At 71.2% G+C, this 12,883-nt stretch carries 14 protein-coding genes; 13 read left to right on the forward strand and 1 reads right to left on the reverse strand.

The window, feature by feature from the left end:
- Nucleotides 1–13 precede the first annotated feature (13 nt).
- Genes ABFY20_RS00380 through ABFY20_RS00415 form a run of 8 tightly spaced genes read left to right on the forward strand, consistent with a single transcriptional unit; the run spans nucleotide 14 to nucleotide 8,018 of the window.
- Complete coding sequence (locus ABFY20_RS00380) at nucleotides 14–1,084, forward strand: polyprenyl synthetase family protein (RefSeq protein WP_368497959.1); 1,071 nt, start codon at nucleotides 14–16, stop codon at nucleotides 1,082–1,084.
- 5 nt (nucleotides 1,085–1,089) lie between these two features.
- The gene (locus tag ABFY20_RS00385) at nucleotides 1,090–2,049 is read left to right on the forward strand and encodes a phytoene/squalene synthase family protein (protein ID WP_368497960.1); all 960 of its coding nucleotides are present in this window, start codon (nucleotides 1,090–1,092) and stop codon (nucleotides 2,047–2,049) included.
- A 4-nt stretch (nucleotides 2,050–2,053) separates the two neighbouring features.
- Complete coding sequence (crtI, locus tag ABFY20_RS00390) at nucleotides 2,054–3,787, forward strand: phytoene desaturase family protein (RefSeq protein WP_368497961.1); 1,734 nt, start codon at nucleotides 2,054–2,056, stop codon at nucleotides 3,785–3,787.
- A 9-nt stretch (nucleotides 3,788–3,796) separates the two neighbouring features.
- Nucleotides 3,797–4,117, forward strand: a complete 321-nt coding sequence (locus tag ABFY20_RS00395) for a lycopene cyclase domain-containing protein (RefSeq protein ID WP_368497962.1) — start codon at nucleotides 3,797–3,799, stop codon at nucleotides 4,115–4,117.
- A complete protein-coding gene (locus ABFY20_RS00400; protein WP_368497964.1) occupies nucleotides 4,114–4,449 on the forward strand; it encodes a lycopene cyclase domain-containing protein in 336 nt (111 codons plus the stop codon). Before ABFY20_RS00395 ends, ABFY20_RS00400 begins: the two co-directional genes overlap by 4 nt.
- Nucleotides 4,446–5,312, forward strand: coding sequence for a prenyltransferase (locus ABFY20_RS00405; RefSeq protein WP_368497965.1), 867 nt, complete (start codon nucleotides 4,446–4,448; stop codon nucleotides 5,310–5,312). The genes ABFY20_RS00400 and ABFY20_RS00405 overlap by 4 nt, the downstream gene beginning before the upstream one ends.
- Nucleotides 5,309–6,631 (forward strand): SGNH/GDSL hydrolase family protein, encoded by a 1,323-nt coding sequence (locus ABFY20_RS00410; RefSeq protein ID WP_368497966.1) that lies wholly within the window; start codon nucleotides 5,309–5,311, stop codon nucleotides 6,629–6,631. The genes ABFY20_RS00405 and ABFY20_RS00410 overlap by 4 nt, the downstream gene beginning before the upstream one ends.
- 46 nt (nucleotides 6,632–6,677) lie before the next feature.
- A complete protein-coding gene (locus ABFY20_RS00415) occupies nucleotides 6,678–8,018 on the forward strand; it encodes an APC family permease (RefSeq protein WP_368497967.1) in 1,341 nt (446 codons plus the stop codon).
- A 73-nt stretch (nucleotides 8,019–8,091) separates the two neighbouring features.
- On the opposite strand, the gene ABFY20_RS00420 is transcribed toward ABFY20_RS00415, so the two are convergent.
- Entirely contained in the window at nucleotides 8,092–9,066 is a 975-nt protein-coding gene (locus ABFY20_RS00420; RefSeq protein ID WP_368497968.1) for a sigma-70 family RNA polymerase sigma factor, read from the reverse strand.
- A gap of 287 nt (nucleotides 9,067–9,353) precedes the next feature.
- Here ABFY20_RS00420 and ABFY20_RS00425 point away from each other — a divergent pair, with 287 nt between their 5' ends.
- The 5 genes from ABFY20_RS00425 (at nucleotide 9,354) to crcB (ending at nucleotide 12,762) form a co-directional block, all read left to right on the forward strand.
- Nucleotides 9,354–10,043 (forward strand): hypothetical protein, encoded by a 690-nt coding sequence (locus ABFY20_RS00425; RefSeq protein ID WP_368497969.1) that lies wholly within the window; start codon nucleotides 9,354–9,356, stop codon nucleotides 10,041–10,043.
- 118 nt (nucleotides 10,044–10,161) lie between these two features.
- Nucleotides 10,162–10,998: a YcnI family protein gene (locus tag ABFY20_RS00430; RefSeq protein ID WP_368497970.1), complete on the forward strand. Its 837-nt coding sequence runs from the start codon at nucleotides 10,162–10,164 to the stop codon at nucleotides 10,996–10,998.
- Nucleotides 10,995–11,765 (forward strand): copper resistance protein CopC, encoded by a 771-nt coding sequence (locus tag ABFY20_RS00435; protein WP_368497971.1) that lies wholly within the window; start codon nucleotides 10,995–10,997, stop codon nucleotides 11,763–11,765. Before ABFY20_RS00430 ends, ABFY20_RS00435 begins: the two co-directional genes overlap by 4 nt.
- An 86-nt stretch (nucleotides 11,766–11,851) precedes the next feature.
- A complete protein-coding gene (locus tag ABFY20_RS00440; protein WP_368497972.1) occupies nucleotides 11,852–12,379 on the forward strand; it encodes a CrcB family protein in 528 nt (175 codons plus the stop codon).
- Between the two features lie 2 nt (nucleotides 12,380–12,381).
- On the forward strand, nucleotides 12,382–12,762 hold the full coding sequence (crcB, locus tag ABFY20_RS00445; protein ID WP_368499839.1) for a fluoride efflux transporter CrcB: 381 nt from the start codon (nucleotides 12,382–12,384) through the stop codon (nucleotides 12,760–12,762).
- Nucleotides 12,763–12,883 lie beyond the last annotated feature (121 nt).

Raw genomic sequence — 12,883 nt, forward strand, 5'->3', positions numbered from 1 at the left:
TAACGTGAGAGCCGTGGATACTCCCGATCTGGCCGCCGTCTCGGAGCGCCGTCAGCATCAGGTCGATCGTGTGCTCCGCGCCTTCTTCGATGACTCCCACTATCGGGCGAAAGCTCTGGGAAAACCATATGCCGCGCTCTGGCAGACACTCGAGCGCAATTCCTCCGGGGGCAAGCGCTTTCGTCCGCGCATGGTCATGGCCGCCTACGAATCCCTCGGCGGCACCGACCTCGATGCCGCCGCCCACATCGGCGCGGCCTTCGAACTGCTGCACACCGCGCTCATCGTCCACGACGACGTCATCGACCGCGACTTCGTGCGCCGGGGCGGGCCGAACGTCTCGGGAAGCTACCGCGACCTCGCGACCACGGCGGGCATCCCGCTGCCCATAGCCGAGCACCGTGGCATGTCGGTCGCGGTGATCGCGGGCGACCTCGCCCTCTTCAACGCCTTCCGCATGATCGACCGGTCGGGGGTCGACGGGCTGCTGCGCAGCCGCCTGCACGACATCCTCGACGAGGCGATGTTCGTCTCGGCGGCGGGGGAGCTGCTCGACGTCGACTTCTCGCTGCGTTCCGATCCCCCGGCCGTCGACGAGATCGTCGAGATGGAGCGGCTGAAGACGGCCGAGTACTCCTTCGAAGCTCCGCTGAGGGCGGGGGCGGTGCTTGCCGGGGCCGACGACCGGGCGGTCCGGGCTCTCGGGCTCTTCGGCCGCCGCATCGGCATCGCCTACCAGATCGTCGACGACCTCCTCGGGGTGTTCGGCGACGAGAGCGAGACCGGCAAGACCGCGCTCGGCGACCTGCGCGAGGGCAAGAGCACGGTACTGCTCGCCCACGCGGTGACCCGCCCGGAGTGGGCCTCGGTCGCCTCGCTCTTCGGTTCGCCCGACCTCACGGCCGACGACGCCGAGCGCATCCGCGGTGTTCTCGAGCAGACCGGGTCGAGACGGTTCGCCGAGGCGCTCGCGCGGGATCACGCCAACCGCGCCTGGGAGTCGCTGGCCGACGAGTCGTTGACCCCCGCCGTGCGCGACGAGTTCCGTCCGGTGGTCGCCTCGGTGCTCGGTCGCGTACGGTGAGCCTTGTGAGCAGCGCACGCGGCAACGACGGCCCCGGCAGCGGGGGCAGCGCGGCCGTCGATCGGCAGCCCGACCTCTACGATCGGGTGGCGATGGAGACGGCGGCCATCGTCATCCGCCGCTATTCCACCTCGTTCGGGCTCGCCTCGCGCCTGCTCGCACCCACCGTGCGTCAGCACGTCGAGAACATCTACGCCCTGGTCAGGCTCGCCGACGAGGTGGTCGACGGGGTCGCCGCCGCCGCCGACCTCGACGCGGCGGAGATCACCGCGCGCCTCGACGCGCTCGAACGCGAGACGCACGAGGCGCTCGCCTGCGGTTACAGCACCAATCTCGTCGTGCACGCGTTCGGCTACACCGCCAGGCGGGTCGGCATCGGCCAAGACCTCACCGTCCCCTTCTTCAGGTCGATGCGCGCCGACGTGTCGCAGCGCGAGCACACGCCCGAGTCGTTCGACGACTACGTCTACGGTTCGGCCGAGGTGGTGGGCCTGATGTGCCTCGCCGCCTTCCTCGACGGCGTGCCCACGGCCCCGGCCGAACGGGCGCGGCTCGAAGACGGCGCCCGTCATCTCGGCGCCGCCTTCCAGAAGATCAACTTCCTGCGCGACCTCGCCGCCGACTTCGAGGCGCTCGGTCGCAGCTACTTCCCGGGTATCGACGTGAAGACGTTCAGCGAGGCCGAGAAGCGCCGGATCGTCGCCGGCATCGACGACGACCTGCGCATCGCCAGGTCGTGCCTGAGCGCCCTGCCCCCGTCGAGCCGTCGAGCCGTCGTGCTGGCCCAACGGCTGTTCGAGGAGTTGACCGAGCGGCTGCGCCGCACCCCCGCATCCGTACTCGCCGCGACGCGCATCCGGGTTCCGAACCCGGTCAAGGTGAGAATAGCCGTGGGAGCGGCGCTCGGCCGGGTGCCGCAGGAGCGCCCTTCAGGAGCCGCCCGACAACAGGCTAGGGAGATCTGATCGAGTGACGGATGCGCAGAAGACCGCGATCGTGATCGGCGGCGGCATCAGCGGGCTCGCGAGCGCCGCACTGCTGGCCCGCGAGGGGTACACGGTGACCCTGCTCGAGAAGAACGACACCCTCGGCGGCCGTGCCGGCCTGTGGGAGCGTGACGGGTTCCGCTTCGACACCGGCCCGTCGTGGTACCTCATGCCCGAGGTCTTCGACCACTTCTTCAAGCTGCTCGGCACGAGCGCCGCTGCCGAACTCGACCTGGTGAAGCTCGAGCCCGGGTACCGCGTGTACTTCGAGGGCGAGGAGAACCACATCGACCTCGCCGGCAGCCGGGAGGCCAACCTCGAGCTGTTCGAATCGCTCGAACCGGGCTCCGGGGTGCGGATGGCGGGGTACCTCGACTCGGCCCGCGAGACCTACGAGCTCGCCAAAGACCACTTCCTCTACACGACGTTCGAGAAGTACACGCCGCTGCTGGTGGCGCCCGTGGTGAAGCGCCTGCCGCGGCTGGTGCGCCTGCTCTCGGAGCCGCTCGCCGCCTTCGCGGGCCGCACGGTGAAAGACCCGCGCCTCGTGCAGGTGCTCGGCTACCCCGCCGTGTTCCTCGGCAGCTCGCCATATGCCGCTCCGAGCATGTACCACCTCATGAGTCATCTCGACCTGGACGACGGTGTGCTCTACCCCCAGGGCGGCCTGTCCACGGTGATCGACGCGGTGGCGCGGGTGGCCCGCCGCGAGGGCGTGTCGATCATCACCGGGGCGGAGGTGACGCGCATCGTGATGGCCGCCGACGCGAAGGTGGTGGCGGCGCCGGAGCCCGAAGACCCTTACGACTACGAGACCACCGCCTTCGACACGAACGTCATCGATCGCGACGAGCTCAGGCGGGTGCTCGCCGGGGAGGCGTCGACCGCAGTCGCGCCCGAACCCGAGGGCGATCCTTCGACGAGGCCCCATGTGGGCGGCGTGCACTACACCGACGAATCCGGCCGGGCGCACTCGCTCGAGGCCGACATCGTGGTGTCGACTGCCGACCTCTGGCACACCGAGACGCGGATGCTCCTGCCGGAACTGCAGAGCTACCCCGAGTCGTACTGGGAGAAGCGCACGGCCGGCCCGAGCGCACTGCTGGTGCTGCTCGGGGTGGAGGGCGAACTGCCCGAGCTCGAGCACCACACCCTGTTCTTCACGAAGGACTGGAAGGGCGATTTCGGCAAGATCTTCAGCGATCAGCCGACCGTTCCCGACCCCGCGTCGCTCTATGTCTGCCGGCCGAGTGCCACCGACGACACGGTGGCGCCCGACGGCATGGAGAACCTTTTCGTGCTCGTGCCCATCCCGGCCGATCCGTCGATCGGGCACGGCGGCGTCGACGGTGAGGGTGATGCGACGGTGGAGCACCTCGCCGACACCGCCATCGCCCAGATCGCCGACTGGGCCGGAATCCCCGACCTCGCCGAGCGGGTGAGGGTGCGCCGCACGATCGGCCCGGCCGACTTCGCCGACGACCTGAACTCCTGGAAGGGCACGGCCCTCGGGCCCGCCCACACCCTCCGGCAGAGTGCGATGTTCCGTGCCAAGAACGTCAGCTCCAAGGTCGAGGGGCTCTACTACGCCGGCGGGTCGACGACGCCGGGGATCGGTCTGCCGATGTGCCTGATCAGCGCCGAGCTCGTGCTCAAGCGGCTCCGGGGCGACACCAGCACGACGGCGTTGCCCGAACCACTCGCCGCGGGCAGCTGAGCAGACCGCATGGGCATCCTGTATCTGGCGGCGCTCCTGGTCTCGCTCACCGGCATGGTGGTGCTCGACCGTCGCTTCCGGCTGTTCTTCTTCCACCGGCCCCGGCGCGCAGCCGTGGTGCTCGTGGTGGGGGTCGCCTTCTTCGTGCTGTGGGACCTCGCGGGCATCGGCCTCGGCATCTTCTTCCGCGGCGAGACGGAGTTCATGACGGGGCTCCAGGTGGCCCCTGAGCTCCCGGTGGAGGAACTGTTCTTCCTCACGTTGCTCTGCTACCTCACCATGAACGTGTTCGCCGGCGCCCGACGCCTGATCGGGCGGTCGACCGCGTGACCTACTGGAGTCTCAACGCCCTCTTCCTCGCACCAGTACTGGTCGTGCTGATCGTCGCCGCGGTGGTCGTGCGCCGGCGGCCGAGTGCTGCCCGCCGCGGCACCCTCGCCGCCTTCGGGGCGACGCTCGGCCTCCTGCTCGTGCTCACCGCACTGTTCGACAACGTGATGATCGCCGTGGGTCTCGTCGGCTACGACGAGGGTCTGATCTCGGGGGCGTTCATCGGCATCGCTCCGCTCGAGGACTTCGCCTACGCGATCGCGGCGGTTCTGCTGCTGCCCTCGCTCTGGCTGCTGCTCGGCGCCCGCGACGAGAGGGGGCGAGACCGGTGATCCGCACCCTCCTGCTCTCGTCGCGACCGCTGTCGTGGGTCAACACCGCCTTCCCGTTCGCCGCCGGCTACCTCCTCACCACCCGCGAGATCGACCTCGTCTTCGTGCTCGGCACGCTGTACTTCCTGGTGCCCTACAACCTCGCCATGTACGGCATCAACGACGTGTTCGACTACGAGTCCGACCTCCGCAACCCGCGCAAGGGCGGCGTGGAGGGCGCCGTGCTCGACCGGTCGCTCCACCGCACGACGCTCTGGGCCGTCGTCGTCACGAACGTGCCGTTCCTGGTCTTCCTCGTCGTCGTCGGGTCGCCGCTGTCGTGGGCGGTGCTCGCGGTGAGCGTCTTCGCCGTCATCGCGTACAGCGCACCCGGCCTCAGGTTCAAGGAGCGACCCTTCCTCGACTCGCTCACGTCGAGCACCCACTTCGTGAGCCCGGCGGTCTACGGGCTCGCCCTCGCGGGAGCCGTGTTCACGCCGGGCCTGTATGCGCTGCTCGGCGCCTACTTCCTCTGGGGCATCGCCAGTCACGCCTTCGGCGCCGTGCAGGACATCGTCGCCGACCGCGAGGGCGGCATCGGCTCCGTCGCCACCGTGGTGGGCGGCAAGGCGACCGTACGCATGGCCTTCGCGGCATACATCCTCTCGGGGCTGCTGTTGCTGCTGACCCCGTGGCCCGGGCCCCTCGCGGCGGTGCTCGCCCTGCCCTATGCGGTGAGCATCCTGCCCTACTGGTCGATCTCCGACGCCGACGCCGAGCGCGCCAATGCCGGCTGGCACCGCTTCCTGTGGCTCAACTACGTGGCGGGGTTCCTCGTCACGCTCTTGCTCATCTGGCAGTGGTTGCTCACCATGGAGGGATGAGCAGACCCCGACGTGATCGCACGCGCCTGCTGCTCATCGTCACCTCGGTGGCCGCGGTCGTCTCGCTGGTCGTTGCCGCCTTCGCCCTCGGCTCGCTGAATGCCGCCGCACCCACGATCGCGCCCGCTCGGGTGCAGGAGGCCGGCGCAGCCCGAGCCGACGCTGCCGGTCGTGTCGAGGCCAAGCAGGTGGGCGCCCCGGCCCGAGTCGCCGATTACAGCTTCGGGCACACCCTGAACCGCGTCGAGACCGGTGGGGGAGCGGAGTTCGAGGCGTCGATGCGGCTGCCGTTCGAGCTCGCCGTCGACGCGACGGCGTTCCGGGTGCACGTGCGCAACTGGCAGTTCAACACCGAGCAGAGCATCGACTCACCCGTCACCCTCACCGGCGTCTACGTGGGGGAGCACCGCATCGACGGGCCCGACGGGCAGACCGGCGAGTTCGGCACCGCCCCCGTCGAGGTGGGCGGTACGGCCAACCTGGCCCGGGAGGGCTTCGTCTCGGGATGGATCGACCCCGGCACCCAGCTCGTCGCCGCGCACACGCCCTACCTGCTCTCGATCGGATTCACCGCGCCCGCGGGCGCGACGCTCGCCACCAACCCCGGCCTGTCCTGGCTCGCCACCGGAGTCGGGGCGTCGACCGACGCGGCCGCCATCGGCACCCCGCGCGCCGAGCGCAGCGCCGACCTCAGCTACTTCGACGTGTGGATCGAGTACGAGTTCGCTGGCGACGCCCCCGTGCTTCTCAGCATCGGCCACTCGCTGAACGCACCGGGGACGCTCTCGCCCGCCGAGCATCCGACCCGCGGCGAGCAGACGGCGTGGCCGCAGCAGTGGGCGATCTCGAACGACGCCGTGGCCGTGTCGCTCGCGGCGCCCGGGTCGCTGAGCTCGCTGTTCGCAGGCGGCTCGGAGCTGTGGCAGCAGTACGGCGACGACCTCGAGCCCGACATCGTGACGGTGTGGGCCGCCTCGAACGACATCGCACGGGGGCGGCAGCTCGCCGACATCCAGAACGACTGGGGAGCGGTCGTGACGCGGGTGCGCACGCTGTGGCCCGACGCCACGGTCTACGCCATGACGGAGCCGCCGCGCGCGCTGAGCGGGGCCGAGGAGAGCACGCGTCTGGCCTGGAACGCCTGGCTCTCCACGCTGCCGTACGGCATCGACCGTGTCGTCGACGCCGACTTCCTGCTGCGCGACCCGCAGCAGCCCGACCGGCTGCGCAGCGACGTCGACGCCGACGGCATCCACTTCACCGCCCGCGGCCACTCCCTGATCGCGGCGCAGATCCCGGCGCCCCGCCACGCACGGTGAGGCGGGGCGCCGCCTCCCGTTCACCCGGCCCGGTTAGTCTGCGCGCGTGACCGCTGTTCCCCCGCCTACGCCGTCGCCGTCCCTCGAGCGTCGGCTCGGGCTCGCCGACGCCGTGTTCATCGGCCTGGGCGCCATGATCGGCGCGGGCGTGTTCTCCGTCTTCGCCCCCGCGGCGGCTTCGGCGGGGAGCGCGGCAGCCCTGCTCGGGGCGCTCGCCCTCGCCGCCGTAGTGGCCTACTGCAACGCGACCTCCACGGCGCAGCTCGCAGCGCGCTACCCGACGGCGGGCGGCAGCTACGTCTACGGCCGCGAACGGCTGGGGGAGTGGTGGGGCTTCGCCGCGGGGTGGAGCTTCGTCATCGGCAAGACGGCGAGCTGCGCCGCCATGGCGCTCACCTTCGCCGTCTACGCGCTGCCGGCGGGCGCCGAGGCGTTCGAGCGACCGCTTGCCGCGCTCGCGGTCGCCGCCCTGGTGTGCGTGAACCTGTTCGGAATCACCCGCACCGCGCTGGCTGCCCGGGTGATCGTGGTGGCGGTGCTGGCCGTGCTCGCCGTCGTCGTGGCATCGGGGGTGACGGATGCGCTGGCCGGCTCGGCCGGAGGGGCCGGCGGCGCGGGCGGCTCGGCGGCGATCCCTGCGGCGGCCCTCTCAGACGTGACGCCCTACGGCATCGTCCAGGCCGCGGGGCTGATCTTCTTCGCCTTCGCCGGGTACGCCCGCATCGCCACCCTCGGCGAGGAGGTCAAGAGTCCAGAACGCACCATTCCCCGGGCCGTGACGGTGGCCTTCGTCATCGCGCTGGCCGTCTACCTTGCCATCGCCACCGCAACTGTGACCGCCCTGGGCGCCGACGGGCTCGCCTCGGCGGCCGATCCCCTCGTGCAGGTGGTGCAGGCGAACGGGTGGGAGTGGGCCGTGCCGGTGGTCGGGGTGGGCGCCGCGCTCGCCTCGCTCGGCGCGCTCCTGGCGCTCGTCACGGGCGTCGGCCGCACCGCCCTCGCGATGGGGCGGCGGGGCGACCTGCCGAGGGCACTCGGCGTGGTGGATGCGCGGCGGAGCGTTCCGCGCCGCGCCGAGCTGGCGGTCGGTGTGGTCATCGTGGCGCTGGTGCTCGCGGTCGACCTGCGCGGGGTGATCGCGTTCTCGTCGTTCGGCGTGCTGCTGTACTACTTCGTCGCCAATGTGTCGGCGTTCGGGCAGCCGCGCACCGAGAGGCGCTCGCCGCGCGTCGTGCAGCTGGTCGGTGCGGCCGGGTGCGTGGTGCTGGTCGCCGCGCTGCCGCCCTCGGCGGTGGTGGCGGGGGTGATCGTGCTGGCCGTGGGGTTCGGGTACCGCGGCCTCCGGCTGTCGCGCGAGCGGCGTCGGGGCCGCAGCGCCGCGCGGTGACGACCGCCGACCCGCGCACATGAGGAGGGGCCCCGGCGTGATTGCCGGGGCCCCTCCTCATCCTTGTGACCGGTCAGGCGATCAGGTAGTCGTGCAGTGCCTCGTTGCGGAGCATGCTCAGCGCCCGGCGCTGGATCTGGCGGGCCCGCTCGCGCGAGACCCCCAGCACGTCGCCGATCTGGTCGAACGACATGGGGTCTTCGCCGTCGAGACCGAAGCGCATGCACACCACACGGGCCTCGCGGGGGGGCAGGGTGGCGAGCGCAGCCGAGAGGTCGTGATGCTGCAGCGAGGCAGCGGCAGCGTCGAAGGGCTGGGCCTGCGAGGTGTCTTCGATGAGGTCGCCCAGCTCGGCGTCGTCGTCGCCGACGGGCGTGTGGATGGAGACCGTGTCGCGACCGTGACGGATGAGCTCCTGCACCTTGCGGGGCGGCAGGTCGACCGCGGCGGCGACCTCGTCGATCGTCGCCTCGCGGCCGAGCTCGATCATGAGACGGCGCTGCATGCGGGTGATGGATGAGATCTTCTCCGAGGTGTGCACCGGGATGCGGATGATGCGACCGCTATCGGCGAGAGCGCGGTTGATGGACTGCTTGATCCACCACGAGCCGTAGGTCGAGAACTTGAAGCCGGCCTGGTAGTCGAACTTCTCGACCGCGCGCACGAGGCCGATGTTCCCTTCCTGGATCAGGTCGAGGAAGGGCAGCCCGCGCTCGAGGTAGCGCTTCGCGATCGAGACGACCAGGCGGAGATTGGCCTGGATGAGCTGTCGTTTCGCGGCCTGACCGTCGCGGGCCAGCCACTGCAGCTCGCGCTTCAGCGTCGCGTCCATGACGGGGGTCTCGCTCAGCTTCGCGTCGGCGAGCACGCCGACCTCGATGCGGCGACCGAGATCGACCTCGTCCTCGGCGGTCAGCAGGGCGGTGCGACCGATCTGGCGGAGGTAGTCCTTCACCGGGTCTTCGGAAGCCCCGCGGATGTCGGCGAGACGGGCCTGGGGCTCTGCGTCGTCGGTCTCGAGAGGGGCCGTGGCGAGTGTACGTGACATGTTCATCTCCGTTGCTACTTCGACTACCTGCTTCACCGCACCGCCTTGCCTCTCAGCCCTGCGGTGCTTCGACATATCCCGGTCGTATCGGAAGGCTATGCCTGCGTCACCCGTCCCCCCAAATGGGTCACAGGGGGGTTGACAATCCTGAACTAGAAGCACTAGTGGCTAGTTTATCTAACTTCTTGCTCGTGTAGGGGGTTATCCGCAAAGCGCTGAGAACGAGTCCGGATGCCCGCCTCTAGACTGGAATCGGGCCTCACGGAGGGGCCCGGGATGCGGGGAGGATGAACGCCAGGTCGATCCGCGTCGTCCGTGGGCTGAGCGCCGCATCCGTCGCCGTCTTCATGGCGGCGTTGTCTCACGTGGCCGCCGGGGGAGGCGCGCCTGCCGTTCTCGGTCTCGTCATCGCCGGCGCCTTCTCGGCGGTCGTCTGTGTGCTCTTCACGCTGCGGAGGCCCTCACTGCCCCTGCTCGCCGTGTCGGTCGCGCTCAGCCAATTCGCCTTCCACCTGCTCTTCGGTGTCGGAGACCGTGGTGGCTCCGGCCTCAGCGTCGCATCACACGAGCACGGCGGCCACGTCTCGGCCACTCTGGTTCCCGACGCCTCGGCCTCGGCCGTGCACCAGCACGACGGGGGGTCGATGTGGCTGGCGCACGCCGTGGCCGCGGTGCTGACCGTGGTGGCGCTCCGGCGCGGGGAGACCGTGCTGCGGCGTCTGCTCGCGCTCGGTCGCTCGGGCCTCGGCGCGGCCGCCACCGTCGTGCGCGCGGTGCGGGTCGGCCTCGCCGCCCTCCCCGTCGTGCTCGCCCACCTCGTCGAGCGGGCCAGCATCGTCGCACGCCGGCGCAGCGGCGCTCGAGTGCAGGTCTGGCTGCTCGGGGTGGTCGACCCGCTCGACGACCTGGGTGTCGCCTTCGACCGCCTGAGGCACCGCGGACCGCCAGCGGCGCTCATCGCGCGCGCCGCCAGCTGACCGCATCCGGGCCTGACCCGGCGGATAAACCGGCCCACCGTCTCGGGGGCCGGAGATCGGCGGCGTGCGCAGACGCGCATTCGACCTTTTCATCCCTCTCGTCAGAAAGACATCAGTCATGACCAAGACCTCCATCGCGCGCGCCTCCGGCGTCGCTGCTGCACTCCTCGCGGGGGGCGCCCTCGCCCTCGCCGCACCCCTCGCCGCCTCCGCCCACGTGCGCGTGAATCCCGCCCAGGCGGTGGCCGGCTCGTACACCACCCTCACCTTCAAGGTTCCCAACGAGTCGGCGACCGCGTCGACCACTTCGGTCACCGTCGACCTGCCGACCGGCACGCCGTTCACGAGCGTGAGCTATCAGCCGGTGCCCGGGTGGACCACCGAGGTCGTCACCGGCGACCTCCCCGAACCGGTCACCTCGGGGTCGGCGACCCTCACCGAGGCGCCCGTCTCGGTGACCTGGACGGCTGTCGACGGTGTCGGCATCGCCGACGGCCAGTTCCAGGAGTTCCCGATCTCGGTCGGGCCCGTGCCCGACGTGGGGAGCATCGCGCTACCCGCCCACCAGAGCTACTCCGACGGCAGCGTCGTCGATTGGGACGAGCCGGCCCCGGCCTCGGGGGAGGAACCCGAGAGCCCGGCACCTGTGCTCTACGTGAACGACGCTCCGCCGTCGGACGGACACGGGCATGACCAGGCGGCGGTGAGTGCCACCGCGGGCGCCGGGGCGGAGACCGGCGGCTCGGGGTCGGCCCCGGCCGCCGGGGGTGGAGAGGATGCCGCGGCCGGCGATGCGGCGGCGGTCGCGTCGGTCTCCCTCGGGCTCGGCATCGGCGCGATCGTGCTGGCGGCGGCGGCGCTCGTGGTGGTCGCCATCGGCGCAGCACGGGGCTCGCGTGCCGCGCGGGGCTCGAGTGCAGCGCGGGTCGACGACGCCGAGGCGGCGCAGCGATGAGCGTCACGACGACGTCGACCGCACGGGGTGGTCGTCCCGATGCCGTGCGGCGGGCCCGCGGCGCGCGCCGCGACCTGGCGCGCAGGAGGGTACTGCTCGTCGCGGCCCTCTCGGCGGCAGCGGCAGTGGTGACCTCGGTGCTGGGGCTCGGCTGGGGAGCGGGGTTCGTCGGGGGAGTGGCGCCGGCGTCGGCTCACGACTTCCTGGTGTCGACCTCGCCCGCCGCCGACACGACGGTGACCGATCCTCTCGCCGAGGTGTCCCTCACCTTCAATGAACCGCCGCTCACCGACCTCCAGGCGGGCATCGCCGTCGAGGTGCGCGACGCCACGGGCGCCACCGCATCCGGAGCTCTGACGATCGTGAACGCCACCCTGAGCGTGCCGTTCACGCCGACGGCGACCGGTGGGTACACGGTGGTGTGGCAGACGGTCTCGTCAGACGGGCATCCGGTGTCGGGGGAGTACGGCTTCGACTACCAGGGGCCCGTGTCGGCGGGCGGGGAGTCGACGGGCGGGCAGCCGGCGGGGCCGTCGACCGCGGCTTCCGAGTCGCCTGCCGCGGGCGAGGGCGCGACCTCGCCCGCATCGCCTGCCGCCTCCGCGCCCGCATCCGAGACGCCCGCCGCTGGCGCCGCGTCGAACGGCGCGGGCGATCGAGGCGGGGTGCAGCTGCCCCTCGTGCTCGCTGCCGCGGTGGGCTCGCTCCTCGTGGTCGGAGCCGTCGTCGTGGGGATCGTGCTGACGATGCGACGTCGCCGCGCCTGACCCGGGCCCTCTCGCCCGCGGGTGACACCACGTCAGCTGCTGCACCGCGGGCGAGAGCGACGACCCGCCGCCGTATCCTTGAGGCGATGGATGACCGTGTCGACGACCCCCGCGCGTCGCTGCCGATCGACAGCGACGCCGACGACGCCACTCCCGGGTTGCCCGCGACGCCGGTGGTGCGTGCGTCACGCCCCGCCTACCTCCACCCGGGGCACCTCGCGCTCGTGCTGGTGGGCGGTGCCCTCGGTACCGCCCTCCGGGAGGCGGTCACCCTCGTGGTGCAGCCCATCGGGTCGTTCCCCGTCGCCATCTTCGGCATCAACATCGTCGGGGCGTTCGTGCTCGCGGCCCTCGCGCTGCGCGGCCCCGACGAGGGGATCCGACGTCACCTGCGGCTGTTCGTGGGCACGGGAGTGCTCGGGGGGTTCACCACGTACTCCGCGCTGTCTGCCGACAGCGCCTCGATGCTCAGCCAGGGCGGGTTCGCCATCGCGCTGGTGTACGGGCTCGCGACCGTGATCGTGGGCGGGCTGGCGAGCGGGGGCGGCATCCTCCTCGGATCCGTGCTGGGGCGACGCAGAGCGCCGGGCGACCGGGCGGGGAGGTCGCGATGACGGTGACGCCGCTGCTCATGCTCGCCCTCTCAGCGGCCGGCGGCCTCGGCGCCGTGGTGCGCTTCGTGCTCGACGGCGTGATCAAGCGCCTTGTGCCGTCGACCTTTCCGGTGGGAGTCATGGTCATCAACGTGACCGGGTCGTTCCTCCTCGGCCTGCTCACCGGATTCGTGCTCTCCGGCACGGTGTCGCACGAGCTGCTCCTCGTCCTCGGCACCGGGTTCCTCGGCGGCTACACGACCTTCAGCACCGCGAGCTTCGAGACGGTGCGCCTTCTCCAGACCCGCCGCTACGGCGCCGCCCTCGTCAACGGCCTCGGCATGCTCGTGCTCGCCGTCGCCGTCGCCTACCTCGGCCTCTACCTCGGCACCCTCGCGCGCTGACCCGCGGGCTCCACACTGCTCACCTTGGTAGCGCAAAGTGCTCTTTTGCGCGCATCAGCGAGCACGTTGTGCGACCGACTCGAAGGAGGGGCTAAGGCCCCCATCCTCCCCAGCTCTGGGG

Source organism: Herbiconiux sp. A18JL235, assembly GCF_040939305.1.
In the GTDB taxonomy this organism is placed as follows: Bacteria; Actinomycetota; Actinomycetes; order Actinomycetales; family Microbacteriaceae; genus Herbiconiux.